Below are 24,272 nucleotides of genomic sequence, written 5' to 3' on the forward strand. Positions count from 1 at the left end.
GGAAAACCACGAGCCATGGGTTGCCGGAGAGGTGCCGTACCGGCAGCTCACCCCAGCGGTCGGCGGTGCCGGTCCGGATCGCGTAGTAGAGGCGTTCGTTGGGACCGTCTCCTGGAAACGGACGAGGCGCTAGCAGCCTGCTGCCGGCCTCGCGGAACGAACCGGGATCTCGACGCCGATCCCTTCGATGCCCACGGCATCCCTGTGCTGCCCTTCCACACCCCTGTGGATGACGCTCATCTACTTCGAGTACACGCGTGACTCCGACGTGCTGTGCAGCGGGCCGTCAGGGGCGCTCCAGGCGCTTGCCGATCACACGGCTGCTCTGCTCGATGAACGAGTCCATGGCCGCACGGCACCGGTCTCGCCGGGCTCGGTACTCGGGCTCTTCCGTGTCTCCCCGTCGCCAGTAGGCTCCCAGAGCCTGGCCGGCGTCGTTCACCTCTCGTAGCGCGGGCAGCAGCCCGGCGTCGTGGGCCAGGATCTGCAGCCGTGCGGATGCCAGACGATGACTCGCCAGATCCCACTCGATCACGCGGCCCTCAAGGTTCAGTACTTGCTCTTCCCAGACGCGGTTGAGGAAATCTCCGCTCGAAGCAGCGATTTGGGCGCAAGCATCCATCAGCAGCTCGACAGTCTTGGCGCGTGCCTCACTGCGTTTGTTCAGGTGTTGTCCCAGCAGAGCAATCGCCGCGCCGGTAATGGTTGCCAGAAGCGTCCCCCATGCGTCCATGCCAAGAAGACTTCCCTCACCGACGCGCATGCCAACTGTCTTGGCGCCTCGCAGGGCTCCGTACAGGGCTGCTCACCTGCGCTCATGCGCGGCCGGTCTTGGGAGCGGCTTCGAGGGAAAGACCTCAAGTGCATCTCAGTGAGTCGGAGGGGGTTACTCATGAGCGGTACATCACGGGCGCGTGACGACAGGACAGAGCCGGGTCCGCTGCCCGAGCGCGGCTCCGATCGTTTCAGCGATGATCCCCTTGATCCCCTCGCCTCGCTGCTGGCCAAGGTCAACGAGGGGGAGCACATTCCGACTCCTGGAGATAACGCGGGCGGCGAAGACCGCGACCCCCATGACGAGGAATGGCGGGAACATGACCGCCACGGCCCCTATGCGCAGGGGCGTCGCCGGAGGAACTAGCGCATAGGACTGGACGTGAGGGCTGCTCGCGAGAGCGGTAGCAAGCACACCTGCCACACCCTCTCGACGCGCTCGGGTGCCACGCTCAAGGACACGATGGTCAGGGCGGGCCAGTCCTCCGGGAAAGCCGCGCTGATCTATCAGCACTCCGGCGAGGAGCGGCAGTGCGAGGTGCGACGACCTGTTTCGCGCCGAGCGTGCGAAGCACCATAGGGGCGACCCCGCGCACCACAGCGAGTAGGTCACCGAGAGCTAATGGTGCGCGCCCCGCCCACCGGGCTGGACAACAAAGAACCCCCGGGTCGATGACCTGGGGGTTTCGCATGGAGCGGGTGACGAGAATCGAACTCGCGCTCTCAGCTTGGGAAGCTGATGTTCTACCATTAAACTACACCCGCGTAAGACCCCGACCGGAGTCGGTGTCGAATGCTCGCTCACTGTACCTCATGGCAGACCCCCGGTGCTCAGGCCGCGGGGTCTGACTGTGCTTCAGGGGTGGGATGCGGCTGCGGGCGCCCGGAGTTGGGGCGTACGGTGGAGGTGTGGGAGTGGGTTCGGATGGGTCGGAGTGCCGCCTGGAGGGCCGTCCCTTTCATCCCGTAATGTGGGCTTTCGTCGCCCGGCGGGCAGCAGCCGGGCGCGGCTCTTGGGGAAGGGACTCGAAGGACTTGATGGAGCACACCGTCGTCCGTTGTGCCGATGGGCACGTATTCAGCACCGCCTCGTTCCCGATGCAGCAGGCCGAGCGGCTCGGTCCCGGACGACTGGTCCGGTGTCCGCGTTGTGCCCGGCTCCGCAGTGTCGTGCCGGTGCCGGTGGCGTTGGAGCCGGCAGTCAGCAGTAGTAAGCGGTAGCGAGCAGCAGTAGGCCGTGGCAAGTCAGAGCTGGGGCGCAGGCGCGCGGGTGCCGTCCGATTCGGTCGGTCCGCGCGCCTTGCGTATCCTCGGGACGTGCTTCTCTCAGACAAGGACATCCGGGCCGAGATCGACGCCGGGCGGGTACGGATCGATCCCTACGACCAGACCATGGTGCAGCCGTCCAGCATCGACGTACGGCTGGACCGGTACTTCCGGGTGTTCGAGAACCACCGGTACCCGCACATCGACCCCTCCATCGAGCAGGCCGACCTCACACGGCTCGTGGAGCCCGAGGGCGACGAGCCGTTCATCCTCCATCCCGGCGAGTTCGTGCTCGCCTCCACGTACGAGGTCATCTCGCTGCCCGACGATCTCGCCTCGCGGCTGGAGGGGAAGAGTTCCCTCGGGCGGCTCGGGCTCGTCACCCACTCCACCGCCGGGTTCATCGACCCCGGGTTCTCCGGGCACGTCACGCTGGAGCTGAGCAATCTCGCCACGCTCCCCATCAAGCTCTGGCCCGGCATGAAGATCGGGCAGCTGTGCATGTTCCGGCTCAGCTCGCCCGCCGAGTTCCCCTACGGCAGCGAGCGGTACGGATCCCGGTACCAGGGGCAGCGCGGCCCGACCGCCTCCCGGTCCTTCCTGAACTTCCATCGGACCCAGGTGTGAGCATGAGCGGCATACGGGAGAACCTCACCTACGAGCGGTTCGGCGTCGCCATCCGCGAGCTCGCGCAGACCATCGCCGACGACGGCTACGAGCCCGACATCGTCCTCTCCATCGCGCGCGGCGGTGTCTTCGTCGCCGGCGGGCTCGCGTACGCCCTGGACTGCAAGAACATCCACCTGGTGAACGTCGAGTTCTACACCGGAGTGGGCACCACGCTGGACATGCCCGTCATGCTCGCTCCCGTCCCCAACGCCATCGACTTCTCCGACAAGAAGATCCTGATCACCGACGACGTCGCCGACACCGGCAAGACGCTCAAGCTGGTGCACGACTTCTGCCTCGACCACGTCGCCGAGGTCCGCTCCGCCGTCGTCTACGAGAAGTCCCACTCCCTCGTGAAGTGCGAGTACGTGTGGAAGCGGACCGACGACTGGATCAACTTCCCGTGGAGTGTTTTGCCTCCAGTACATAAGTCTGGCGAGGCGCCGAGGGAGAACAAGGAAGCGCTCTGAACAGTAGTAACTGAATGGGTTTCACCGGGGGGTGTGATGGCTGATCTGACTGCTTGGATAGGTGCGGTCGGTGGTGCGGTGGGGGCGCTCGGAGGACCGGCCGGGTTGTGGGCTGCCTATCACCAGCGCCAGCAGACACTTCGCGACGCTCGGCGGCGTGAAGCTCTCCGCCACGCCCCATCCGCAGAAGTTCTGCGTGATCTATTGGTGGTTAAGGCCGCTGTCCAAGAGGTGCGCAGATCATATAGAGATGCCGAGTGGTGGGACGGCACGCCAGCTAAAGACGCAATTCGTAGACTGTCTGAGGCTGAGCCCGCGCTGGAGTCCAATCACGGAGTAGCGTCGAGACTAGCTGTAGTTCAGGCCACCTATGGTCATGCGTCTATTCTGGTAGCCGCTCCATACCTGGATGAGAATCAGCGCATGAGCAGAGTGGCGGCTCAACGAGATTTGACTAATCGGCTTGATCGTGCTGTCGATGAGGCAATCAAGAGCGTGCAGGAAGCTATCCACGCAGCGCAAGCTTAACCGCACGCGGCCTCGACAAATCCAGTCCCCGATTTCGCTGCGAAAGTTACCGGGCGTCATCGCTTGATTGTGACTCGCTTGCGACCCTGAGCACGGTATCTCGGTAAGTCTCGGCTGCCGCAAGCTCCTGGCGACTTTGCGAGATCCAAGCGACAAGAGGCAAGTTAACCACTACGAAAGCCCCCCAGATGAGGGAGACGAGGAAGAAAATGGCCCAGAACGGGTCCGCACCCTGGGAGTCGTCGGCAAGCCACCACAGGCAGCTTGCGAGGATCGACAATAGCAACGTTGACGTCATCCCCCAGGTGTAGTAGAGGAAGCGAGTAAGTCCCGAGAATCGATTATCTAGTTCGCGTTCTAGGCGGCTTACTTCTTCAGTTACTTCTTGCAATTCTTGTGCCGAGAAAGTCGAACTCCGGGTAAGCAGTCGAAAATTAGCTTGTTCGTACGCGCTGGCCATAGCGGCACTGCGCTCTCTCGTCCTCTGGCTTATCTGCTGCACCTCTACTGCTGCTACGAGCAAGATCACCGGCGCTACTGCCGCTACGGTGGCTGCGTAAGGCTCCGTCATTCGCAAAGTCATCGAAGCATTTTGGACTCTGGGGACGGCCTGCGTCAGTCATTCACGTCGATCGTGATGCAGCTTCGTCCCTCAACCACAACCCACCCCAGCTCCCATCCCGTACGCCGTCGACCCACACACCGTGGAGCGGACGTGGTCCATGGCGTCCAGGTGGAGCGCGCCACTGTACGAACGACCTGGACGCCATGGGCCGCGTATGCTCGGCTCTGCCTGGGTCGATGGCGTACGGGATGGGGGAGCCTCCAGCGCATGCCCCTACGGACCCGCAGTCGGGGACGGAGCCCCCTCCATCCCGGTGCCGGCCGATCCCCCGCCGGAGGCACTGTTCTAACCCGCGGGCGTTGTGTGCGGTGATCGACTCGTGGCTACGGCCCTATCCACGCGTGGGCGCGCGTCGGCGCAGCCCGCCGGAGCGGGCCGAAGGCAGGAGCGGCGGCGGAGCGGAGCCGGGAAGCGCGCCCGGCGGAGCGGAGCGCAGCCGGGGCTTGATGAGGTAGAGAAACCTGTAACAGCTCGGGTCTCGTCTGGGTCAGGGCGAAGGTGCATCGGTGGTCAGAAGTCGGCTTGTGAAGCCGGCTTGGCTTAGGCGCTCGTACGCCTTGAGGACATCGACGGGTACCGGCTGGCTGATCATGAACCCTTGCTCCGGGTAGATCATCAGTCGCTGAAGCGCCCCGACCAGCATGTCAATCACGAGACGGGCGTCACCGATGGAGTCCACGTACTCGTCGAGCGTCATGGGAGTCGAAGCGCTGACGACCTCGACTTCGGGCCAGAGCTTGCGTGCCGTGGCGTACGCTCGCCTCTCCTCGTATGGCTTGCTGATCAGCAGGACTGAGGCAACCTCGATGCCTGCCTCCTCCAGCAGTTCTCGCGAGAAGCGGATGTTCTCACCCGTGTTGCGGGCACGGGGTTCCACGAGGACCGCCGTACTGGGGACACCAAGCTCAAGCGCCCGCTCGCGGTAGTGGACGGCTTCACCGCGGGGCATGCGTTCCCGGGTCGTAAGGCTCGTGGCACCGGTGAAGACGAGCAGGGGAGCCATGCCGCGCTTGTACAGGTCCACGGCCGTGTCGGCCACGCCTAGATCGTGGCTACCAAGCCCGATGGCAACCGAGCATGGCCGGGGCGAGTGGCCCATCTGGTGGTAGTCCCAGACGCGCCGGGCATCTGCCCAATCCTGTGTCGAGATCACTGCTGATCTTCCCTGTCCTTCGCCGAGTCGGGCACCTTGAAGTCGTACTCCCACGCGAAGCGCGATGCTGCGTGTACCCCGATGGCGAACTCAACGACAGTGCCAGTAGCCGTGTAGGTCGTCCGGTGCAGCTCGACGACCGGTTCCCCGGGCGGTAGTTGGAGCTGCTTCACCTCGTCCGGCGTGGCCGCACGGGCAAACAAGCGCTCCTTCATGTGATCGATCTCGTAACCTGCGTCGTACAACACGCGGAACCCGCCGCCTCGGCCGGCAGGCCCTGGCGTGGGATCCACTAGGCGCGTGCCTTCGACGTGCTCGGGGCGGTAGTAGCTGGTCAGCGTGTGCGTCGGCTGATCACCTTCCTTGACCAGCCTCGCTCGGGCATAGACCTCGGCGCCTTCCGGCAACCCGTGTGCGGCTGCCACTTCCGGCGGTGCTACGACGCGGCTAACCGTCTGGGTCTGTTCGTTCCGGCGGTATCCCCGTCCGGAAGCCACGCGGTCCGCAATGAAGGCGACCTCGTCACCGTCCCGCCACTTGGCCTTGTCGTACCTGGCAATGCCGAGCCGCTTGAGAGGCACGCGCTCACGCACCACGGTTCCGTGGCCACGCGATGACGTCACCAGGCCCTCGGCTTCAAGAGCCTTGTACGCCTGATGGACGGTGGACTTGGAGCCCTCGCCCGCCGCAACCAGCTCCCTGATCTGCGGGAGCTGCTGGCCGGGGGCGTAGTCACCCCTCTTGATCTCTTCAGCCAGCTTGTTCGCCAGCTCCCGCCACTTGGGCGCCATTGCATGACTCCTCTCAACAAGACCAGTCAAGCACAGTCCCAGGACTGTTGACAGTCCTAGGACTGCGTGCCACAGTCTCCGTAAGTCCACCGCAGTCCTAGGACAGCGGGAAGGAAGGCCTTCTTTGGGCTGCGCCAAAGCTTTGAGACAGGGAGTGCTCATGCCGTCGTTCAAGATCGACGTTTCGACTGCTGTGGTGTTCGTGGCGACCGCGCCGGAACCGAAGATGGTCAACAAGAAGACCGGTGAGCGGGCCGTGGACCGGGAGACCAACGCGAGCCTTTCGACCGTGGGCCTGCTGGTCTCGGACGAGGGGGAGGGCAATCTCTACCAGGTGACCGTGCCGGAGACCGGTCTCCCCGAGGGTCTCGTGCCGGGCATGCCGGTCAAGGTCATCGGTCTGAAGGCCCGTGACTGGGAGAACGAGTTCAACGGCCAGAAGCGGCACGGGATCTCGTTCCGCGCGGTCGCGATCACCCCGGCGGCCTGACCATGACCGACCTGTCCATGTGGCTGGAGGCCACGGGAGCCCTGGTGGTTGCCGGCGGTCTCGGTTTCGCGAAGGAGCGCGCGCCGCGTGTGTACTGGTCGCTGGTCGGGATGCCGATGACCTGGGGTCGGTTCACCTTCTCGTACCGCTCGACGATGGACGTGTGCGGGCTGACGGTGCACCCGTCGGGGCTGCGGGCGTTCATGACCCGCAGCGTCGCCCGCCGTGAGGTTCAGCCGGTCCCGCCGAAGATCCGCCGGGTACGCGGCACGCCGACCGGACTGCGGGTCACCCTGCGGCTTCCCGCCGGCCTGGAGCCCGCCGACGTGATCGCATCCTCAGAACGGCTCCGGCACGCCTGGGGTGTCCACTCGGTGACCGTAGTGGAGACGAAGCCTGGTTTCGTGGAACTGCGGATGACCGGCTATGACGTGCTGCGCCGGGTGCGGATGCCCCGCAAGGCCGTGCCTCACGGGATGGCCGTTCCGGTCGCGGTGCGGGAGGACGGGACAGCGTTCGAGCGGGACTACCGCAAGGCGCCAATGGCACTCACCCTGGGCGCCAACCACTCCGGCAAGTCCATGTACCAGCGCAACCTGATCAAGGGACTGGCGCAACTGCCGGTGGCCCTGGTCGGTGTCGACTGCAAGCGCGGGGTAGAACAGTCCGCCTTCGCGCCCCGCCTGTCGGCGCTGGTCACCAACCCCGACGATGCCGCCTCACTGCTCGGCGTCCTGGTCGCGGAGATGGAAGACCGCTTCGACCTGCTGAGCCGTAACGGCGTCTCGGATCTGTGGGAACTGCCCTCCGAGCTGCGCCCAGTGCCGGTGGTCGTCCTGGTCGACGAGGTGGCGGAACTGTTCCTGATCTCCTCGAAGAAGGATGAGGAGCGCCGGGAGCGGATCGTCACCGCGCTGATCCGGCTGGCGCAGATGGCCCGCGCGATCGGCATCTACCTGGAGATCTGCGGGCAGCGCTTCGGCTCCGACCTGGGCAAGGGCGCCACCATGCTCCGCGCTCAGCTCACCGGCCGTGTGGTGCACCGCGTCAACGACAAGCAGACCGCCGAAATGGGCCTGGCGGACGTGGCCCCGGACGCGGTCCCGGCCGCGAGCCTGATCCCGATGAACCGCCCCGGAACCGCTGTCGCGGCGGACTCCTCCGGTGGCTGGTCGAAGATCCGCACCCCCGAAACGTCGCGTGCCGAAGTCGTTGCGGTCTGCCGGAAGTTCGCCCACCTGGTCCCGGATCTGCCGTTCCTCGACCCGTTCCGCCCCTACGTGCCCGCCCCCGCGTCGGCGGCCGGTCCGCCGCTGGTCAAGCCCCGCCCGGTCACCGAGTAGCACCCGCTCCACCACGGTCGGCGCGACTGCTTCGCGCCAGGTCCCTACCCCCGCCATGCCGAAAACAGGAGGACAGCAATGCGCGGCAAGCCCTGGTTCGAGTTCACCCCGCAGGAGCGAGACGACGCCAACCGCCTCGGCTTCCTGTTCGAAACCTTGCAGAACGACATGCACCTCGGCCTGGACACGGACCACTTCGTCATGGTCGTGAGTGACGCCCTGGACTCCGAGTTCGCCGCCCGCGCTGAGGGTGCATACCCGCCCGTCGGACACGACTACCCGCGTCTGGAGTCGTGATCGCCGTGGCCACACGGAAGACCCCCGCCCCGGTGACCGCCGATCCGGAGCCCGCGAAGTGCCCAATCTGCCAGGGCTCCGGGGAGGTCTCCCGCACCGTCCGCGTCGGCCGCAAGCGCCGCACCGTCGGCCGGCAGACCGGCCTGTGCCTGGCCTGCCTGGGGTCCGGCGAAGCGCCCACGGACTGAACCCCCGCCGGGCCAGGGGCGGCCGGACACCGCTCCCCGCCCGCCCCTGGCCCGACCCCCCTTGAAGGGAGGTGCCCGCATGTCCCGCTCGATCCGCGTGGATGCCGTACTCGTACAAGCCGTTATCGCCGGCGCGCTGTCCTTCGCCCACCTGCACGACCTTGCCGAGGCCGCCGGACAGACCGGCTGGAAGGCATGGGCCTACCCGGTCAGCGTCGACCTGCTCCTTGTCGCCGCCTGGCGCCGGCTGCGCACGGCCCGCTACGACCGCTCCGCCTGGACGTGGTTCGTGATCGCCCTGTTCGCCTCGCTCGGCGCGAACATCGCGACCGCCGGACTCCTCGACCTGGCCAACGTGCCCGCCTGGCTGCGCATCCTCGTCGCCGGCTGGCCCGCCCTGGCCTTCCTCGGCGGAACCCTCCTGGTCCACTCGCCCGCCGAACCGGCCGCTCCTTCTGCACAGCCTGTGGACGAACCGGCGTCGCCGGAAGTCGAGATGCACCGAACCGACGAACCCGCCCCCGACCCGGCCTCTGTCGCGACCGTGCCGGAGCTGACCCCGGTCCCGCCCAAGCCCGCGCCCGGCGCCCCTGTCGTTCCGGCCGCGCTGCTCGACCACGCCCGGAAGATCGCAGACGCCCACCGGGCCTCCACCGGGGCCCCGATGCCCGCCGACGCCCTGACCGCCCGGCTCCAACTGCCCGCCCCGATGGCCGACGCCATCGCCGCCGAACTCCAGCTCACCTGACCAGAAGGGAGACCGCCCGTGACTGCCTACCGCCGCTTCCGCGACCGGATCCGCATCGGACCTGTGGAGGTCGCCACCTACTACGACGGCCGGGGCCGCGACAAGCACGCCGCTGCCTGCACCGCCCCCGGCTGTGGCTTCTCCGCCGACTACACCGACCGCTCCGCCGCCGAACTCGCCGCCCGCACACACCGCTGCAAGGCCTGACAGGAGATCGCCATGGACGTACCGCTCTGGCTCGCCCTGCTCGTCGTCGGATGGCTCGGCGTCAAGCTCGCCCGTCCGCCGATGTGGCTGGTGGTCGTGCTCCTGGTCGGCGGCTACCTCATCGCCGGCAGCTTCCTCGGGCCTGCCGTCGGCACCGCCCTCAAGTAACCCGACTCGAAGGGAAACCAGCCGTGTTCACTCCCAAATACCCGCCCCCGGACACCGCCCCGACCGCCGCATCGGCCCCGGTGACCAACGCCCAGGCGCTTGCCGTACCCGCGTCGGTTGCGGTCGCTCCGGCCTTGAACCGGCCCACCGTCCAGCTCACACCCGGCAGCGCTCTCGCCCTGGCCGCCGGCGGTGGCGCCGTGGTCCTCGTCGTCGGCGCGGTCCTGGTCTCGCTCCTGCTCGCGGTCGCCATCACCGGCGTTTCCGTCGCCGTGGTCGCGGTCGTCCTGCGCCTGCTCATCAAGGACCTGCACAAGCACTGAACGGCCCCCGGAGCGGCCTCTACCGCCAAGTTTCGTCCGCTCCGGGCGCCTTCCCACCTTCCTGATCCAACGGACCCGAAAGGGAAGCCCCATGATGCCCCAGCACGCCCAGAACACGCGCGTCTGCCGCCACTGCGACGGCTTCGCCACCGCCGCCATCACCACCGGCACCCGCCACGCCGACGGCACCCGCGCCACCCTCCGCGTGACCTGCCCGACCTGCAAGGGCACCGGCCACACCGCCCCCGCCTCCACGCTCGCCCGCGCCGGGCGGTGACCGCCGTGGCTGACCTCACCCCGACCCCGGACCGCCCCGGCCTGCACGTCAGCAAGCCGTCCTCATTCGCCACCGCCACCGCATCGGCGGTCTGCCACTGCGGTGCCCGCGCCACCGCCAAGGGTGACGCCCAGGTCAAAACGCTGGTCGACGACTACACCGCCAACCACGGTCCCGCCCACGCCATGGGAGGCAAGTGATGAACACCGCGCTCCCTGCGCTGGACCTCTTCGCTGGCCCCGGCGGCTGGTCGGAAGGTCTGCGCGCCCTCGGTCTGCGGGACGTCGGGATTGAGATCGACCCGTCCGCCTGCGCCACCCGCGCCGCCGCCGGGCACACCACAATCCGCGCCGACGTCGCCGCATACCCCACCGCACCGCTCTGCGGAAAGGTCGCCGGGCTGATCGCCTCCCCGCCTTGCCAGACCTTCAGCGCCGCCGGACTGCGCACCGGAAACGACGACATGGACCTGTGCCACCAGGGCCTTGACGACATCGCCCGCGGGAGCGACACCCGCGCCGCGCTGCGCACCGCCTGCGCGGACCCGCGCTCGCTCCTCGTCGTCGAGCCGCTGCGCTACGCCCTCGACCTGCGCCCCGACTGGATCGCCCTGGAGGAAGTCCCCGCCGTGGCGCCCCTGTTCGCCCACATCGCGGGCATCCTGCGCGGCCTTGGCTACTCGGCATGGACCGGCGTACTCAACGCGGCCGACTAAGGCGTCCCGCAGACCCGCCGCCGCGCCTTCCTCCTCGCCTCCCGCACCCGCACCGCGACACCGCCCGAGCCCACCCACGCCAAAGCGCCCGGACCCGACACCCTGTTCGGCCCCGCTCCGGCGCCGTGGGTCACCATGGCCGACGCCCTCGGCTGGGGCGCCACCGACCGCCCCACCCCCACCGTCACCGCCGGCGGCGGCAAGAGCGGCGGACCGGAGCCCTTCCCCACCTCGGCCCGCAAGGCGCTCATGGACGCCCAACGGCGCGGCTCGTGGGTGCTGCACACCAACCGCAATCAGATGCCCGACGGCAGTCGGCAGACCACCTGCCCGCATAGTGCGCCCGCACCTACGTTCACGGCAAAGGCAGGCGGCCAGTGGGTCCTGCGGCACAGCAACCGCCGCAACGCCACCATCCGCCGCGCCGATGAACCCGCCGCCACCCTGCTCTTCGCACGGGCCAGCAACGACGTGTCATGGCACAAGGACGGCTCCGCGGGGCCGGAATCCGTCCGCATCACAGTCCAGGAAGCCGCCGCCCTCCAGACCTTCCCCACCGGCTACCCCTTCCAGGGCACCAAGACCCGGCAGTTCGAGCAGATCGGCAACGCCGTTCCGCCGCTGCTCGCCTCCGCTGTCCTCCGCCCCTTGGTCCCCGCGCCACTGGAGGTCGCCGCGTGACCGACACCGCCACCATGGCGGGCCTGGACCCGGCCACCCTCGCCGACGTACTGAGGCTGGCCGGGTCATACGGCTTCGACCGCCTCCAAGAGCAGATCAAACGCACGGGCGGCTGCTCCGACCCCATCCACCTGATCGGCTCCACCGTCACCCGCGACACCGCCACCAAGCAGGTACTGCACTCCTACTCCACCGACACCGAACCCGGTGGCCGGCTGCGCATCGCCTGCGGCAACCGTCGCGCCTCGCGCTGCCCTGCCTGCGCCTGGACCTACGCCGGCGACACCTACCACCTCATCCGTGCCGGACTCGTCGGCGATCCCGCCAAGGGCACGCCGCACACCATCCGAAACCATCCGCGGGTGTTCGCCACCCTCACCGCCCCGAGCTTCGGCCCCGTCCACAACCGCCCGGGCAACCGGCCCTGCCGCTGCGGTGTCCGCCACGGTGAGGACGCCCCGGAGCTGGGCACCCCGCTCGACCCCGAGACGTACGACTACGCGGGCGCGGTGCTGTGGAACAACCACGCCTCCGAACTGTGGCGCTACTTCACGATCTACCTGCGCCGTGAGATCGCAAAGCGAGCCGGCCTCACCCAGAAAGCCGCCCGCGAGGAATCACGAGTCTCCTTCGGCAAGGTCGCCGAGTACCAGAAGCGCGGCGCCGTGCACTTCCATGCCGTGATCCGCTTCGACGGACCGGGAGGACCCGACGATTCTCCGCCGGCCTGGGCCACCCTCGACCTGCTCACCGACGCCATCCAGGCCGCCGCCGCCCGCGTCGAGGTGGACGTGCCACCAGCCCGCTACCAGCCGGACCCCGACCAACCGGCCATCACCCAGCCGGCCCGCACCCTGCGCTGGGGCACGCAGCTCGACGTCCGACCTATCCAGGCCTTCGGCAACGGCGAGGAGATCACCGAACAGGCCGTGGCCTCCTACGTCGCCAAGTACGCCACCAAAGCCGCCGAGACCACAGGCACCGTCGACCGCCGGATCGGCAACAAGGAAGCCTTGGCCCTGCTCGAAGTGCCCGACCACCCCGCCCGGCTCATCGCCATGTGCCTCGACCTGCACGCCCTCTACCCGGACCGCAAGCTCCGCGACTGGGCCCACATGCTCGGCTTCCGCGGCCACTTCTCCACCAAGTCCCGCCGCTACTCCACCACCCTCGGAGCCCTCCGCCAGGTCCGCGCCGACTACCGCGCAGCCCAGCAACGCCAAGCCCTCGGCCTGCCCGATCCCGATGACGAGACCGAGGCAACCACGCTCACCCTCGCCCACTGGACCTACGCCGGCCACGGCCACACCCCCGGCGAATCCTGGATCGCCGCCAACATCCGCCGCGACATCCAGCACAACCGCGAAGCCGCACGCGAAGCGCTCGCCGACTGGGATGGAGGTGACCGTGATGGCTAGCAAGACTGAGCAGACGACCCGTCGGCCCGTGATGACGAAAGACGAGTGGATCGCGCAGCACCTTCGGCGTGCGCCGGCGAGGGATGAGGAATGGGTGCACCGTCTTCTCGTTCTTCAGGGGAGGGCCTAGCTGTGTCTCCCCGAGTCGCGGTCTACACGCGAATCTCCCGAGATGACGAGGGCGATGGTCTCGGAGTCGCACGGCAGCGCGAAGACTGCGAACGCCTGGTGGATCTCCGAGGATGGGCGGTCGCGAAGGTCTACCAGGACAACGACGTGTCCGCCTACAAGAGGAACGTCCGACGGCCTGAGTTCGAGCTGATGCTGAGCGACCTGGCGGATGGCTTGATCGATGGCGTTGTTTCGTATGACCTTGACCGGCTCGCCCGGCAGCCGAAGGATCTTGAACGCCTCATCGACCTGTACGACGAGCGGAGGCGCCGTGTGTTCGCCACCGTCACCAACGACGTGAACTTGGGGACGGCTGATGGCCGCACCGTGGCGCGCGTGATGGTGGCCTTCGCGAACAAGTCCTCGCACGACGCATCACGCCGCATCCAACGCAAGCATCTCGAACTGGCGCGACAGGGGAAGTCGAGTGGTGGTCCGGCTCCCTATGGATGGCAGAAAGACGGACGTACGGTCGACCCTGTTGCGGCGGGCCACATTCGCGCTGCTCAGAAAGACCTGCTGGCCGGCGTACGTATCGGAACCATCCGCACGGATTGGCAGCGCCGGGGACTGGGCCATCCTCGCGAGGGGACTACTCGGCTTCCTCATCACCTCGTGGAACGCATGCTGACGAACCCGAGACTGTGCGGCTACCGCACCTATCGTGGCGAAGTACTCCTCGATGACGAGGAGGGACGTCCGGTCATCGGCGCCTGGGAGCCGATCAACACCGTTGAAGAGTGGGAAGCGGTGTGCGCGGTGGTCGCGGAACGGAAGCAGAAGTATCCCGGTCGCTCGTTGGCCCGGAAGTACCTGCTGTCCGGGATCGCTCGATGCGGGCTCTGCCACGCGAAGATTCGCGGGCAGGTGAACCGCCGACGGAAAGAGGGCTCCAAGGCCGCCAGGTTCAGCTACCAGTGCTCTGTGGTGAACGGAGGGTGCGGCAAGGTCGGACGCGCCGGGGAGGCCGTGGACGAGTTCGTCATCAGCCTCGTACTTGCCGAGCAGCGGGAGCGAGCCATGGCCACCACGGTGGAAGAGGTCGAGTCCTGGCCCAACGCGGCTGAGCTGATTGATGTTGAGTCGGACATCGCCGCCCTGACCCAAGCTGCAAAGGCCAGAGAGATTACTGTCTCGGCGTTGCTTCAGCTTCTGCCGGACCTGGAACGCCGGCGTGATGAGCTGAAGCTGGAGCGGGGGCGTTTCAGCAAGGCGCGACAGCAGACCGCCGCTCTCAGCGTCGGCACCCTTGAGGACTTCCTGTCCCTTCCGATTGAGCGGCAGCAAGCTCTCGTCCTTCACAGCCTCTCGGCAGTGCTGATCCATCCCGCCGGGAGGGGATCGCGCAAGTTCGACCCGAGCTTGATCGAGCCTGTGTGGCGATGATCGGAACGGTCCATCACCGACCCTGGACGCGTGGCTGTGCACCTGCCGGCCGCGCGTCCTTTGCGTTGTCCCGCACCATGCGGATGACCTGCGCGTATGCCTTGCCGGGAACGACCCTCATTCGGTCAATGATGCCTGGAGTGTCCTGCCGCCGGTCAGCAGGTCGGGGGAAGTGGCCAAGGAGAACAAGGAAGCGCTCTGACCTGCGGTCACTGCGGTCACTGGGGTCACGTACGCTTCCTCTGATCAAATTCTGGTCATTCGCATACTCCGTGGGGGATGTTCATGCGCTCAGCCATGCGCCTTGCCGTGCTCGGAACCAGCGTCGCGCTGGTCGCCGGGGCTACCGGTGCCACCGCCCGGGCAGCGGACGGTGGCTCGGGCGACATCACGATCGACAAGGTCGTCGTCAACGGCGGCAAGCCGGTCGTGGTCGGTACCACCAACGTCGTGTCCGCCAAGGTCTCCGTCACCGCGTCGGACGACTCGGGCATCGACGAGACCACGTACATCAGCGCCTACGGCCCGACGCCGAACTACGACCAGATCTGGTACGACGACGGCGAGATCAGCTGCGTCAAGGTGAGCGCCACCACCTCGACCTGCACCGGCACGCTGACGTTCGACCCACAGGGCGGCTCCGCCATCAACGGCAACAACGCGGCGGCCACCTGGCGGCTCAGCACGCTGGTCGCCGCCCTGGACTCCGACTACATCCACCGGGACGCGGCCACCACCTTCCAGGTGCAGCGCTACTCCAAGCTGACGGTCAACGCCTCGCCGGAGCCGGTGAAGAAGGGCCGGACCATCACGGTCACCGGCAAGCTTTCCCGGGCCAACTGGGAGGACAACCTGTACCACGGCTACGCCAACCAGTCGGTGAAGCTGCAGTTCCGCAAGAAGGGCAGCAGCACCTACACCACGGTGAAGACGATCAAGTCCAGTTCGACGGGCAGCCTCAAGACGACCGTCACCGCCGCCACCGACGGCTACTTCCGCTACAGCTTCGCGGGCACGAGCACGACTCCGGCGGTCAGCGCGGCCGGCGACTTCGTGGACGTCCAGTAGTCGCACAGCACAAAGACACAGCAGCGGAAAGGGCCCCCGGCGTGCACTGCACGCCGGGGGCCCTTTCCGCGTTCGTCCTGCATGCGTCCTAGAACGTGCCCAGCTTCACGATCGACAGCAGCGCCACCAGCTGGATCGCCGACGCGCCCAGCGCCTTCGGCCACGGCAGGTCGTGGGAGCGGCTGACCATCATCGTCAGCAGGGCGCCGGCCGCGACCCAGGTCGCCCAGCCGAGGACCTGCACGAAGGCCGCGTCGCCGCCGAGGAACATGGCGACCACCAGGCGCGGGGCGTCCGTCAGCGACATGATCAGCATCGACAGGCCGACCGTCGGCTGCCAGGCGCCGTTGCCGCCGATCTGACGGGCCAGGGTGTGGGTGACCACGCCCAGGATGAAGGCGGACAGGACCATCGCGATCGCCGTGGTCAGCACGATCGGGACCGCGTTGGACAGGGTCGCGCTGATCGCGTCCTCACGAGCGCCGTCGAAGCCGAAGACCGCGAGCAGGCCGTAGAGGAACGTCACGACCAGGGCGGGGCCCCACATCGCGTAGTCCCGCATCTGGAGGAACGTCCTCGCGGGGGACAGGACGATGCCCCTCAGGAGGTCCTTCCAGTGCAGGCGGGGCCCGACCGGGGCCGCGCCGGCGTGGTAGGTCTGGCCCTGGGAGTAGGGGTCCTCGTGGATCGAGAACGCCTGCGTGTGGCCAGGGTTGTTCGCCGCGTACGGGTCAGGGCCCTGCGGGTGGTGTGCGCCGCCGTCGCCGAAGTACTCCGGCTCGCCCTGACCGCCGTAGCCGCCGCCCTGGCCGCCGTAGCCCTGGCCATGGCCCTGACCGCCGTAGCCGCCGTGGTACGGCTGCTGCGGCGGCGGGGGGTAGCCCTGCGACGGCCCCTGCTGCCCGTACGGAGGTTGTTGCCCTCGCGCCTGCGGGGCCCGGTTGTCCCGGCCGCCGCGTCCGATCCTGAATCCAGCCACGTCTTCGAACGTACCTGGTCCCGGAGAGTGGCGTGCCGGGCCCGGGCTTCCGGGCCCGGCTTTGCGGCCGAGCTGTGACATCCCCTAAGGGACCCTACGGGGGACTTGGGGGGTGGGTCAGGGACCGGCGGCTCAACCCTTCAGTACGGTGCCGAAGTACGTCGTGCCCGACGGGCCCCCCAGCGTGGTGCTGCTGAAGGACTTCGCGCCGGTCGCCGTCGTACCCGTGGAGGTGCCGCGCAGCACCCACACCGCGCCCGCGCCGTCGTTCTCGCCCCGCGCGCCCGCGATCAGCTCGGCGCGGCCGTCCTTGTCGGCATCGGTGAGGAAGACCGAGTCGCCGAAGTAGTCGTAGGACTCGGCGGTGCCGGGGACGCCGGTGGTGTCCTGGGAGAAGGACTTGGCTCCGGTGCCGGTCAGGCCGGAGGCGGAGCCGCGCAGGACGACGACCGAGCCCGCGTCGGCCTTCGAGCCCAGGGACTCGTCCGCCACGCCGACCGCGATGTCCTGGTATCCGTCGCCGTTGGTGTCGCCCGCGGCCACGCTCCAGCCGAAGCGGTCGTTCTTCTCGGCGGTGCCGGGCACGCCCGTGGTGTCCTGGGTGAAGCGGGCCGGGGTACGGGTGCTCAGGCCGGTCGACGCGCCGTAGGTGACGGTGATCGCGCCGCCGAGGCCGCCGTTGGGCTCGTCGGTGGACTTCTCCGAGAAGTTGCCGGTGACGATGTCGCCGTAGCCGTCCTTGTTGACGTCGGCGATGGCCGCCGCGTAGCCGCCCGCGACCTTGCTGCCCGGGACCAGGCCCGAGGCGGAGCCCTTGTAGAGGACGCCGCGGGTGCGGACGCCGTCGGTGATGTCCTCGTAACCCATGACCAGCAGGTCGGTCCTGCCGTCGCCGGTGACGTCGCCCGCGGCGATCTGGTCGGTGGTGACTCCGGTCTGCTCGTAGGTGTCGATGCCGGTGAGTCCCGCGGCCTGGCCGGTGCGGGTGAACGGGCCCTCGACGATGTTCAGTTCGGGCAGCGCCAGGTTGGCCGCGGCCAGGTCGGTGTCGCCGTCGCCGTCGAAGTCGCCGGTGGCGACGGACCAACCGAGCTCGTTGCGGTGCTCCGGCAGCGGCGAGCTGATGTCCGTCCCGCCGGTGATCCCGCTCGCCCCGCCCCACAGCACCGTCAGCGCGCCGTACTCGTCGGTCGTGCCGATCCGCTCGCCGTGCACGCCGACCACGATGTCGGTGTAGCCGTCGCCGTCCAGGTCACCGGTGGTGAGGCGGTCGCCGAAGGAGTCGCCGTACTCGGGGGTCCCGGGGATGCCGGTGGTGGCCTGGCTGATGATCTGGCGCTTGGTCGTGTCGAGGCCGCTCGCGGTGCCGTAGACGACCCCGACGTAACCGGCGTTCGACTTGGTGCCGATCTGGGCCAGGGGTGCGCCGATGGCGAGGTCGCGGTAGCCGTCGCCGTTGAAGTCGCCGGACAGGCCCGAGGGCGCGGCGGCGGCCGAGCCGGCCGGGAGGGCGCAGAGCAGACCGGTGGTCAGGGCCGTGGCCAGGAGGAGAGCCGTCTTCTTGTGCATCAGGTTCCGTTCGTGAAGGGAGAGCGGCCTCAGTCCGCGAAGGTTCCGCCGAGCTCCGGCAGGACGAAGGCACCGGTGGCCGTCGGGGTGGCCGTGGTGCCGCGCAGGACCAGGGAGGTGTTCGCGGCGCCGATGCCCAGGTCGGCCTTGCCGTCGTGCGTCACATCGCGCAGGCGCAGGGTGTGACCGAAGGAGGCATGGGAGTCCGCGGGGCCGTTCACGGTCTGCGGGATCCAGGCGGAGCGCAGGCCGTCCAGGCCGCCGGGGCCGCCGTGGAACAGGGTCACCCCGCCCTGGTCCTCCTTGCCGCTGACGTCCTCGTGCGGGACGCCGACCGCGAGGTCCGGGTAGCCGTCACCGTTCACGTCGCCCGCCGAGAGGGCGTAGCCGAAGTTGTCGCCCGCCTCGGCGCTGCCCGAGACACCGGTGGTGGCCTGGTTGTACATCGCCGAGCCGCTCGGGCCGGCGGACGTGCCGAGCCAGACGAGGAGGGAGCCCTTCCCGTCGTGGGAGTCGGGCCTGCCGAAGGCGATGTCGCCGTAGCCGTTCTTGTCGAAGTCGCCGATCGCGGCGGTCGTCGCGGTGACCGTCTTGGACGGGCCGGAGGTCAGGCCGCCCGAGGCGCCCTTGAGGTACCAGGCGCGCTCGACGGGCTGCCCGTCGACGAACTGCTCGCCGAGGACGACCAGGTCGGTCCGCCCGTCGCCGTTGACCTTTCCGGCGGCGAGACTGTACGAGTACCAGCCCGCCCCTTCCTTGTCGATCTCGCTGACGGCGCCGGTCGTACCGGACTTGCTGAAGCCGCCCCGGTACAACCAGGTCTCGCCGCCGCCGACCACCGCGAGGTCGGGCGAGCCGTCGCCGTTGAAGTCGCCGGTGGCGAGGTCGCGGCCGAAGTGGCCCTGGGCGCCGGACTTCAGGACCAGGCTGGTGCCGCCGGACAGACCGGAGGCGGAGCCCCAGACGACGGTGACCGAGCCGCGGTACTGGTGGCTGCTCACATCCTCGGTCGGGTTGCCGACGACCAGGTCCGCGTAGCCGTCCTTGTTGAGGTCGGCGCCGGCGAGGGAGTCGCCGAACCGGTCGCCGTCCTCGTCGGTGCCGGGGATGCCGGCGGTGTCCTGGTGGATGGCCTTCGGGTGCGCGGTGTCGAGGCCGTTCGCGGTGCCGTAGACGACGGTGACCGTGCCACCGTGCTGCCCGACGCCGTTGTAGCCGCCGTACGCCACGTCGCGGTGGCCGTCGCCGTTGAAGTCGTCGTAGTGCTTGGCGACGGCCGCCGCGGCGGGGGCGGTGAGGAACAGCGGGGTGACGCCGGTGGCGAGGAGGGCCGCGGCGAGTGCGGTGGCGGTGCGTCGGGACATGACGGAGGTCTCCTGACGGGCTCGGGGTGGGGTCACCTGGCGAGGTCCCAGCCGAACGTCGAGCCCTTGAGGCCGGCGCCGGCGGCGGTGAGGGACTTGGCGCCGGTGGTGGTCAGGCCGGAGGCGGTGCCGCGCAGGTAGGTGACGGAGCCGTTGCTGTTCTCGTAGCCCGCGCCGGTCACCAGGTCGGCCTTGCCGGTCTTGTCGAGGTCGAGCAGCCGGACGGACATGCCGAAGGCGTCGCCGGTCTCGGCGGAGCCGGGCACGCCCGCGGTGTTCTGGGTGTACGACTTGGCGCCGGTGGTCCGCAGTCCGGTGGCCGAGCCGAACAGGACGGTCACCGAGCCGGCGTCGCGGGCCGAGCCGATGTCCTCGCCCCAGGCGCCGACGACGACGTCGGCGTACTTGTCGCCGTTGATGTCGCCGACGTCGACCGCGGAGCCGAACAGGTCGGCCTCCTCGTCGGTGCCGGGCACGCCCGGGGTGTCCTGGTGGACGACGGTGGGCGTCTGCTGCGGGTCGGGGCCGTTCGGGCCGCCGTACCAGACGGTGATGCGGCCGCCCTTGGGGGCGGCGGGGCCCGCGTGGTCGCCGAGGACGAGGTCGCCGTAGCCGTCGCCGTTGATGTCGCCGCTCGCGCCGAGGGAGCCGTCGGCCTTCGGCAGGGCCACCATGGCGTAGTCGGACTCGGGGTGCTGGTCCCAGCCGCCGAGGTCGTGGTGGAAGTAGCGGATGTCGCCGCCCACGTCGCCGTCGTGCGCGAACGGGTACACGCGCTCGGCCTTCCCGTCGCCGGTCAGGTCCCCCGCGACGACCTCGTACGTCGTGCCCAGCTCGTAGACGCCGGAGTGGCCGACCGGGGTGCCGGTGCGGGTGAAGGGGCCCTGGTAGAGGTGGGTGTGGGTCTGGCCGGTGGCGGTGACGTCCGTGTCGCCGTCGCCGTCGAAGTCGCCGGTGGCGACGCCCCGGGAGTAGCCGCCCCACTCGGCGAGCTGCTCCGCCGGGGGCTGCGGCAGCGCCGATCCGCCGGTCAGGCCCGCGGAACCGCCCCAGATGACGGTGGCGCTGCCGACGCCCTTGCGGGTGCCGATGCTCTCGAACTCGGCGCCCACGACCAGGTCGGCGTAGCCGTCCTTGTTCAGGTCGCCGGTGGCGAGGCTCGCGCCGAAGCGGTCGTCGGACTCGGCGGTGCCGGGAACTCCGGTGGAGTTCTGGGTGATCACGGTCTTCTTGGTGGACGGAACGCCCGAGGACGAGCCGTACAGCACGACCACGGCACCGGCGCTGCTCGCCGAGCCGACGTCGGCGCCCATGGCGCCGATGGCGATGTCCCGGTAGCCGTCGCCGTTGAAGTCGCTAGCCAGCCCGGAGGGGGCGGCGACGGCGGGGGTCGCGGGCAGGACGGTGAGCACGCCGGTGGTGAGTGCGGCGGCGATCACGAGAGTGCGCAAGAGAGGACTCCAGTCGGGGGGCCCGCACCGTCGGGTGCGGGCCCAAGGGGGGCTACGGCGGGTCAGTCGGCGAAGTTCGCGCCGAAGTACGGCGTGCCGGTCGTCGAGACGCCCGAGGTGCTCGGCGAGATGGCCCGGGAGCCGGTGGTGGTGATCTTCGTGCCGTTGGACGGCAGGTAGGTGACGGCGCCGTTGTAGGCGTTCTCGCCCGAGCCGACGGCCAGGTCGGCGCGGCCGTCGCCGGTGAGGTCGTCGAGCTTGACGTCCAGGCCGAAGAAGTCGTCGTCCTCGTCGGTGCCGGGCACGCCCGCGGTGCTCTGGGCGAAGGACTGGGCGCCGGAGCCGGTGTTCAGGCCGTCGGCGGTGCCGTAGAGGATGGTGACCGCGCCGGTGTTCGCGGCTTCGGCGATGTTCTCGCCCGCGACTCCGATGGCGAGGTCGAGGAAACCGTCGCCGTTGATGTCGCCGAGGTCGAGCTCGTGGCCGAACCAGTCGTTGCCCTCGGCGGTGCCGGGGACGTTGCCGGTGTCCTGGGTGATGCCGGTGGCGGTGCCGGGACCGGTGGCCGTGCCGTACGTCACCCAGACCTTGCCGCCCTTGCCGGAGTCGGGGACGGTCGTGCCGTCGCCGAGGGTGGGGTTCCAGGACGCGCCGCTGACGATGTCGCCGAAGCCGTCGCCGTCGATGTCGCCGATGGCGGTGATCACACCGGGCTTGATGGTCTTGATGCCGGCCGTGGACAGGCCACTGGTGGACCCGGGGAGGTAGTAGTTGCGGTTCCAGCCGTACTCGGTCTGAGTCTCGAAGCCGTCGACGACCAGGTCGGTGCGGCCGTCGCCGCTGACGTCGCCGGCGGTCAGGTTCATCGGGCCGCCCGCGTCCGAGCCCATGATCGGGGGCTTGACGGTGTAGCGGCCGCCCGCGGTGCCGGTGGCGGAGAAACCGCCCTTGAAGACGTGGACCGTGGCGGTGTTGGTGCCGACGGCCAGATCGGCCTTGCCATCGCCGTCGAAGTCCCCGGCGGCGAGGTTCTCGCCCCAGCGGTCGTGCGAGGAGGGGGCCGGGTCGGCGACGGTGACGCCCTTGCCGGTGATCCCGGAGGCCGAGCCCCACAGGATGGCCAGGCTGCCGCCGTCGGTGTCGCCGCCGATGTCCTCGCCGGCCGAGCCGACGGCGATGTCGTCGTAGCCGTCGCCGTTGAAGTCGGCGTAGGCGGTGTCGTGGCCGAAGTGGTCGCCGGCCTCGGCGGTGCCCGGGGTGCCGGTGGTGTTCTGGCTGACGGTGGCGCGCTTGGTGGACGTGACCCCGGTGGCGGAGCCGTAGAGGACGACCAGCTGGCCCGCCCCCTTCTTGCCGCTGACGTAGGCGCCCTCCGCGGAGAAGGCGAGGTCCCCGACCCCGTCGCCGTTGAAGTCGGCCTGGGCGACGGCGGTGGAGTCCGCGGCCGTCGCGGTGGCGGCCGTGAAGGTGAGCAGCCCGCCCGTCAGAGCGGCGGCGGTGGCCGTCGCGAGGGCGAGTCGCAGCGTCTGGTGCATGCGGGTTCTCCTGCTGCATGCGGGGGATGCCTGGCGGGGCATCCGCAGTCAATGGGGTGCGGCCGGTCGCGTTCGCCGGGAGTTGTCCCGCGATTCACGTCTCGGTCGGCGATCAAGAGACCCGCACTGATGCGTAAGGGTTGTACGTGCGTTCGGTAAATTTTTGAACCACCTGTGAGCCGCCCGAGCGTCAGCGGCTCAGGAACGCGGCCGTCGAGAAGGTGACCGCCGGTTCCCGCGCGACCAGGCCCTGTTCCGTGCCCGGATACACGGCCACCGTGTCGCGCGTCTCGCTCGCGTACGTCCGCACGGTCAGGTCGGCCCGGCCGTCGCCGTCGAGGTCGGCGACGGACACCACACGGGTGGTGCCGGACGCGGCCGGTTCGACGGTGACCGTGCCCCGGGTCGACAGTCCTGCCGTACGGCCGGGGAAGAGCCGCAGGCGGGCGCCGCTGGAGACGAGTTCGCTCAGCCCGTCGCCGTCGAAGTCGGCGGCGTCGAGCATCGAACCGGCGGAGGCGAGGGCGGCGCGGGCGGTGGTGGGGAGGTCGTAGTGCAGGGACGTTTCGCCCATGGTCCCGACGGCGGCGTCCAGCGCCTTGCCCTCGCCGAAGGCGCCGAGGGCGACGTCGATCCCGGCGGGCAGGGCGGCGCCGGCGCCGGTCGGGCCCTCGGGGCCGCCGAGGACCACGGTGGAGGGGCCGGAGCCCTCCGCGGTACGGATCAGCAGGTCGTCGTCGCCGTCGAGGTCGACGTCGGCGGCCGGGCCGGTGGGGAGGTTGCCGGGGGCGGCGATCGGGGCGGCGGCGGCCTCGGGGGCGCCCTCGCGGCTGAACGGGCCGCGCAGGAAGCTCAGCCGGCCGCCGGAGGCGTGCAGGACCAGATCCTCGGCGCCGTCGCCGTCGAAGTCCCCGCACACCGGCCGGTCCGGCCAGTCGTTGCCGACGCGGGCCCGGGCGGGGACGACCAGGACGACGCCCTTGCCGGTCAGGCCCCTGGGCGAGCCGAAGAGCAACTGGAGCGGGACCGGCGGCTGCCCCTGGCCGTCGTAGGGCGGGTCGGTGGCGATGACGAGGTCGGTGAACCCGTCGCCGTCCAGGTTGCAGCCGGTCTCCGCCTCGAACAGCGCCGGGAGCCGGCCGTCGGTCGCGGCGGCGTGTTCCGCGGGGCTCAGGAGCTGGCGGGCGCCGGGGAGGAGGCCGCGGGGGCCGCCGTAGACGATGCCGATGCCCGGGTCGTCGGCGTGCGGCTGCGGCCTGGCCAGTTCGTCGAGGACGAGGTCGCGGTGGCCGTCGCCGTTGAAGTCGTCCGGGGTGCGGCTGCCGTCGCCGCGCGGGACCGGCAGTACGGCCGGGGCGTCGGCGGCCCGTACCGACGGAGAGGGAGTCCGGGTGGGGGCCGCGGTGGCCGGGGCATCGGTGTCCGGGGCGGGCCCGCAGGCGGCGAGCAGGAACAGGGCAGCCACACAGGTCCCGCTGCTTCGCACGCGCACCGCTCACCTCGTCAGCATCACTGGCAACGACCTCGACATGATGCATGTGTTCGAGCGAGGGCGACAGGGGTGGGGTGGGTACGCCCCACCCTGCCGCTAGGTACGCGTACTCATGTCCGGCCGCGC

The 24,272-nt window shown here is 69.3% G+C and carries 28 protein-coding genes, 1 tRNA gene and 2 pseudogenes; 20 read left to right on the forward strand and 11 right to left on the reverse strand.

The features are described from left to right. Positions 1 to 286: 286 nt before the first annotated feature. Complete coding sequence (locus tag ACWD11_RS08650; protein ID WP_451282085.1) at positions 287 to 763, reverse strand: hypothetical protein; 477 nt, start codon at positions 761 to 763, stop codon at positions 287 to 289. Between the two features lie 129 nt (positions 764 to 892). Between ACWD11_RS08650 and ACWD11_RS08655 the strand changes: the two genes are divergently transcribed. Together ACWD11_RS08655 and ACWD11_RS08660 are read left to right on the forward strand one after the other, a co-directional pair. Further along, positions 893 to 1,141, forward strand: a complete 249-nt coding sequence (locus ACWD11_RS08655) for a hypothetical protein (protein WP_451282086.1) — start codon at positions 893 to 895, stop codon at positions 1,139 to 1,141. Positions 1,142 to 1,183: 42 nt separating this feature from the next. Further along, positions 1,184 to 1,382: pseudogene (locus tag ACWD11_RS08660) on the forward strand (tyrosine-type recombinase/integrase); the annotation flags it as partial. An 83-nt stretch (positions 1,383 to 1,465) separates the two neighbouring features. Here the strand turns inward: ACWD11_RS08660 and ACWD11_RS08665 are convergent. Beyond that, positions 1,466 to 1,539, reverse strand: a tRNA-Gly gene (locus ACWD11_RS08665). Positions 1,540 to 1,812: 273 nt separating this feature from the next. On the opposite strand from ACWD11_RS08665, the gene ACWD11_RS08670 reads away from it, so the two are divergent. From ACWD11_RS08670 to ACWD11_RS08680, 3 genes are all read left to right on the forward strand, one after another. Further along, entirely contained in the window at positions 1,813 to 1,995 is a 183-nt protein-coding gene (locus tag ACWD11_RS08670; protein WP_389416762.1) for a hypothetical protein, read from the forward strand. 96 nt (positions 1,996 to 2,091) lie between these two features. Beyond that, positions 2,092 to 2,667 carry a dCTP deaminase gene (dcd, locus tag ACWD11_RS08675; RefSeq protein ID WP_250077761.1) on the forward strand — a complete coding sequence of 192 codons (576 nt, stop codon included), beginning with the start codon at positions 2,092 to 2,094 and terminating at the stop codon, positions 2,665 to 2,667. Positions 2,668 to 2,669: 2 nt separating this feature from the next. After that, positions 2,670 to 3,179, forward strand: coding sequence for a phosphoribosyltransferase (locus tag ACWD11_RS08680; RefSeq protein WP_451282088.1), 510 nt, complete (start codon positions 2,670 to 2,672; stop codon positions 3,177 to 3,179). 348 nt (positions 3,180 to 3,527) lie between these two features. Here ACWD11_RS08680 and ACWD11_RS08685 read toward each other — a convergent pair whose 3' ends face one another. The 3 genes from ACWD11_RS08685 to ACWD11_RS08695 all read right to left on the reverse strand — a co-directional run bounded on the left by ACWD11_RS08685 (position 3,528) and on the right by ACWD11_RS08695 (position 6,276). Next, complete coding sequence (locus ACWD11_RS08685; protein WP_451282090.1) at positions 3,528 to 3,767, reverse strand: hypothetical protein; 240 nt, start codon at positions 3,765 to 3,767, stop codon at positions 3,528 to 3,530. 1,052 nt (positions 3,768 to 4,819) lie between these two features. Next, the gene (locus ACWD11_RS08690; protein WP_451282092.1) at positions 4,820 to 5,485 is read right to left on the reverse strand and encodes a YdcF family protein; all 666 of its coding nucleotides are present in this window, start codon (positions 5,483 to 5,485) and stop codon (positions 4,820 to 4,822) included. Then, positions 5,482 to 6,276, reverse strand: coding sequence for a GntR family transcriptional regulator (locus tag ACWD11_RS08695; RefSeq protein WP_451282094.1), 795 nt, complete (start codon positions 6,274 to 6,276; stop codon positions 5,482 to 5,484). The genes ACWD11_RS08690 and ACWD11_RS08695 overlap by 4 nt, the downstream gene beginning before the upstream one ends. Positions 6,277 to 6,436: 160 nt before the next feature. On the opposite strand from ACWD11_RS08695, the gene ACWD11_RS08700 reads away from it, so the two are divergent. The 15 genes and pseudogenes from ACWD11_RS08700 (at position 6,437) to ACWD11_RS08770 (ending at position 15,756) form a co-directional block, all read left to right on the forward strand. Further along, positions 6,437 to 6,766, forward strand: a complete 330-nt coding sequence (locus ACWD11_RS08700) for an SCO3933 family regulatory protein (protein WP_400118461.1) — start codon at positions 6,437 to 6,439, stop codon at positions 6,764 to 6,766. Positions 6,767 to 6,768: 2 nt separating this feature from the next. After that, positions 6,769 to 8,109 (forward strand): FtsK/SpoIIIE domain-containing protein, encoded by a 1,341-nt coding sequence (locus ACWD11_RS08705; protein WP_451282096.1) that lies wholly within the window; start codon positions 6,769 to 6,771, stop codon positions 8,107 to 8,109. Between the two features lie 78 nt (positions 8,110 to 8,187). Next, a complete protein-coding gene (locus tag ACWD11_RS08710; RefSeq protein WP_451282098.1) occupies positions 8,188 to 8,406 on the forward strand; it encodes a hypothetical protein in 219 nt (72 codons plus the stop codon). Further along, the gene (locus tag ACWD11_RS08715) at positions 8,403 to 8,594 is read left to right on the forward strand and encodes a hypothetical protein (RefSeq protein ID WP_451282100.1); all 192 of its coding nucleotides are present in this window, start codon (positions 8,403 to 8,405) and stop codon (positions 8,592 to 8,594) included. Before ACWD11_RS08710 ends, ACWD11_RS08715 begins: the two co-directional genes overlap by 4 nt. A gap of 79 nt (positions 8,595 to 8,673) precedes the next feature. Further along, positions 8,674 to 9,342: a DUF2637 domain-containing protein gene (locus ACWD11_RS08720; RefSeq protein ID WP_451282102.1), complete on the forward strand. Its 669-nt coding sequence runs from the start codon at positions 8,674 to 8,676 to the stop codon at positions 9,340 to 9,342. Between the two features lie 18 nt (positions 9,343 to 9,360). After that, positions 9,361 to 9,549 carry a mobile element transfer protein gene (locus ACWD11_RS08725; protein ID WP_451282104.1) on the forward strand — a complete coding sequence of 63 codons (189 nt, stop codon included), beginning with the start codon at positions 9,361 to 9,363 and terminating at the stop codon, positions 9,547 to 9,549. 12 nt (positions 9,550 to 9,561) lie between these two features. Continuing rightward, entirely contained in the window at positions 9,562 to 9,717 is a 156-nt protein-coding gene (locus ACWD11_RS08730; RefSeq protein ID WP_451282106.1) for a hypothetical protein, read from the forward strand. 23 nt (positions 9,718 to 9,740) lie between these two features. Beyond that, complete coding sequence (locus ACWD11_RS08735) at positions 9,741 to 10,040, forward strand: SpdD protein (protein ID WP_451282108.1); 300 nt, start codon at positions 9,741 to 9,743, stop codon at positions 10,038 to 10,040. Between the two features lie 94 nt (positions 10,041 to 10,134). After that, positions 10,135 to 10,317 carry a hypothetical protein gene (locus ACWD11_RS08740; RefSeq protein WP_451282323.1) on the forward strand — a complete coding sequence of 61 codons (183 nt, stop codon included), beginning with the start codon at positions 10,135 to 10,137 and terminating at the stop codon, positions 10,315 to 10,317. A 5-nt stretch (positions 10,318 to 10,322) separates the two neighbouring features. Beyond that, positions 10,323 to 10,517: a hypothetical protein gene (locus ACWD11_RS08745; RefSeq protein ID WP_451282110.1), complete on the forward strand. Its 195-nt coding sequence runs from the start codon at positions 10,323 to 10,325 to the stop codon at positions 10,515 to 10,517. Continuing rightward, the gene (locus ACWD11_RS08750; protein WP_451282112.1) at positions 10,517 to 11,032 is read left to right on the forward strand and encodes a DNA cytosine methyltransferase; all 516 of its coding nucleotides are present in this window, start codon (positions 10,517 to 10,519) and stop codon (positions 11,030 to 11,032) included. Before ACWD11_RS08745 ends, ACWD11_RS08750 begins: the two co-directional genes overlap by 1 nt. 12 nt (positions 11,033 to 11,044) lie before the next feature. After that, positions 11,045 to 11,713, forward strand: a pseudogene (locus tag ACWD11_RS08755) (DNA cytosine methyltransferase); the annotation flags it as partial. Next, positions 11,710 to 13,131, forward strand: a complete 1,422-nt coding sequence (gene repSA / locus ACWD11_RS08760) for a replication initiator protein RepSA (protein WP_451282114.1) — start codon at positions 11,710 to 11,712, stop codon at positions 13,129 to 13,131. The pseudogene ACWD11_RS08755 and the gene repSA, both read left to right, overlap by 4 nt. A gap of 90 nt (positions 13,132 to 13,221) precedes the next feature. Next, positions 13,222 to 14,688: a recombinase family protein gene (locus ACWD11_RS08765; RefSeq protein WP_451282116.1), complete on the forward strand. Its 1,467-nt coding sequence runs from the start codon at positions 13,222 to 13,224 to the stop codon at positions 14,686 to 14,688. 285 nt (positions 14,689 to 14,973) lie between these two features. Beyond that, positions 14,974 to 15,756 carry a calcium-binding protein gene (locus ACWD11_RS08770; RefSeq protein ID WP_451282118.1) on the forward strand — a complete coding sequence of 261 codons (783 nt, stop codon included), beginning with the start codon at positions 14,974 to 14,976 and terminating at the stop codon, positions 15,754 to 15,756. 88 nt (positions 15,757 to 15,844) lie between these two features. Here the strand turns inward: ACWD11_RS08770 and ACWD11_RS08775 are convergent, their stop codons facing one another. The 6 genes from ACWD11_RS08775 to ACWD11_RS08800 form a co-directional block, all read right to left on the reverse strand. Beyond that, complete coding sequence (locus ACWD11_RS08775; RefSeq protein ID WP_389416765.1) at positions 15,845 to 16,816, reverse strand: Yip1 family protein; 972 nt, start codon at positions 16,814 to 16,816, stop codon at positions 15,845 to 15,847. A 51-nt stretch (positions 16,817 to 16,867) separates the two neighbouring features. Then, complete coding sequence (locus tag ACWD11_RS08780) at positions 16,868 to 18,304, reverse strand: FG-GAP-like repeat-containing protein (protein WP_451282120.1); 1,437 nt, start codon at positions 18,302 to 18,304, stop codon at positions 16,868 to 16,870. Positions 18,305 to 18,333: 29 nt separating this feature from the next. Then, complete coding sequence (locus tag ACWD11_RS08785; protein ID WP_389416767.1) at positions 18,334 to 19,668, reverse strand: FG-GAP and VCBS repeat-containing protein; 1,335 nt, start codon at positions 19,666 to 19,668, stop codon at positions 18,334 to 18,336. 32 nt (positions 19,669 to 19,700) lie between these two features. Beyond that, a complete protein-coding gene (locus ACWD11_RS08790; RefSeq protein ID WP_389416768.1) occupies positions 19,701 to 21,119 on the reverse strand; it encodes an FG-GAP-like repeat-containing protein in 1,419 nt (472 codons plus the stop codon). 62 nt (positions 21,120 to 21,181) lie between these two features. After that, the gene (locus ACWD11_RS08795) at positions 21,182 to 22,654 is read right to left on the reverse strand and encodes an FG-GAP and VCBS repeat-containing protein (protein WP_389416769.1); all 1,473 of its coding nucleotides are present in this window, start codon (positions 22,652 to 22,654) and stop codon (positions 21,182 to 21,184) included. 190 nt (positions 22,655 to 22,844) lie between these two features. Then, a complete protein-coding gene (locus tag ACWD11_RS08800) occupies positions 22,845 to 24,119 on the reverse strand; it encodes an FG-GAP repeat domain-containing protein (protein ID WP_451282123.1) in 1,275 nt (424 codons plus the stop codon). Positions 24,120 to 24,272 lie beyond the last annotated feature (153 nt).

The sequence above is a fragment of the Streptomyces sp. NPDC002776 genome (assembly GCF_053592195.1).

Bases quoted from the DNA above. Each gene is read 5' to 3' on its own strand.
- ACWD11_RS08650 (WP_451282085.1), bottom strand. From the start codon at position 763: ATGCGCGTCGGTGAGGGAAGTCTTCTTGGCATGGACGCATGGGGGACG.
- ACWD11_RS08785 (WP_389416767.1), bottom strand. From the start codon at position 19,668: ATGTCCCGACGCACCGCCACCGCACTCGCCGCGGCCCTCCTCGCCACC.
- ACWD11_RS08705 (WP_451282096.1), top strand. From the start codon at position 6,769: ATGACCGACCTGTCCATGTGGCTGGAGGCCACGGGAGCCCTGGTGGTT.
- ACWD11_RS08710 (WP_451282098.1), top strand. From the start codon at position 8,188: ATGCGCGGCAAGCCCTGGTTCGAGTTCACCCCGCAGGAGCGAGACGAC.
- ACWD11_RS08750 (WP_451282112.1), top strand. From the start codon at position 10,517: ATGAACACCGCGCTCCCTGCGCTGGACCTCTTCGCTGGCCCCGGCGGC.
- ACWD11_RS08695 (WP_451282094.1), bottom strand. From the start codon at position 6,276: ATGGCGCCCAAGTGGCGGGAGCTGGCGAACAAGCTGGCTGAAGAGATC.
- ACWD11_RS08740 (WP_451282323.1), top strand. From the start codon at position 10,135: ATGCCCCAGCACGCCCAGAACACGCGCGTCTGCCGCCACTGCGACGGC.
- ACWD11_RS08655 (WP_451282086.1), top strand. From the start codon at position 893: ATGAGCGGTACATCACGGGCGCGTGACGACAGGACAGAGCCGGGTCCG.
- ACWD11_RS08670 (WP_389416762.1), top strand. From the start codon at position 1,813: ATGGAGCACACCGTCGTCCGTTGTGCCGATGGGCACGTATTCAGCACC.
- ACWD11_RS08770 (WP_451282118.1), top strand. From the start codon at position 14,974: ATGCGCTCAGCCATGCGCCTTGCCGTGCTCGGAACCAGCGTCGCGCTG.
- ACWD11_RS08720 (WP_451282102.1), top strand. From the start codon at position 8,674: ATGTCCCGCTCGATCCGCGTGGATGCCGTACTCGTACAAGCCGTTATC.
- ACWD11_RS08685 (WP_451282090.1), bottom strand. From the start codon at position 3,767: ATGACGCCCGGTAACTTTCGCAGCGAAATCGGGGACTGGATTTGTCGA.
- ACWD11_RS08780 (WP_451282120.1), bottom strand. From the start codon at position 18,304: ATGCACAAGAAGACGGCTCTCCTCCTGGCCACGGCCCTGACCACCGGT.
- ACWD11_RS08730 (WP_451282106.1), top strand. From the start codon at position 9,562: ATGGACGTACCGCTCTGGCTCGCCCTGCTCGTCGTCGGATGGCTCGGC.
- ACWD11_RS08680 (WP_451282088.1), top strand. From the start codon at position 2,670: ATGAGCGGCATACGGGAGAACCTCACCTACGAGCGGTTCGGCGTCGCC.
- ACWD11_RS08765 (WP_451282116.1), top strand. From the start codon at position 13,222: ATGGGTGCACCGTCTTCTCGTTCTTCAGGGGAGGGCCTAGCTGTGTCT.
- ACWD11_RS08775 (WP_389416765.1), bottom strand. From the start codon at position 16,816: ATGTCACAGCTCGGCCGCAAAGCCGGGCCCGGAAGCCCGGGCCCGGCA.
- ACWD11_RS08700 (WP_400118461.1), top strand. From the start codon at position 6,437: ATGCCGTCGTTCAAGATCGACGTTTCGACTGCTGTGGTGTTCGTGGCG.
- ACWD11_RS08795 (WP_389416769.1), bottom strand. From the start codon at position 22,654: ATGCACCAGACGCTGCGACTCGCCCTCGCGACGGCCACCGCCGCCGCT.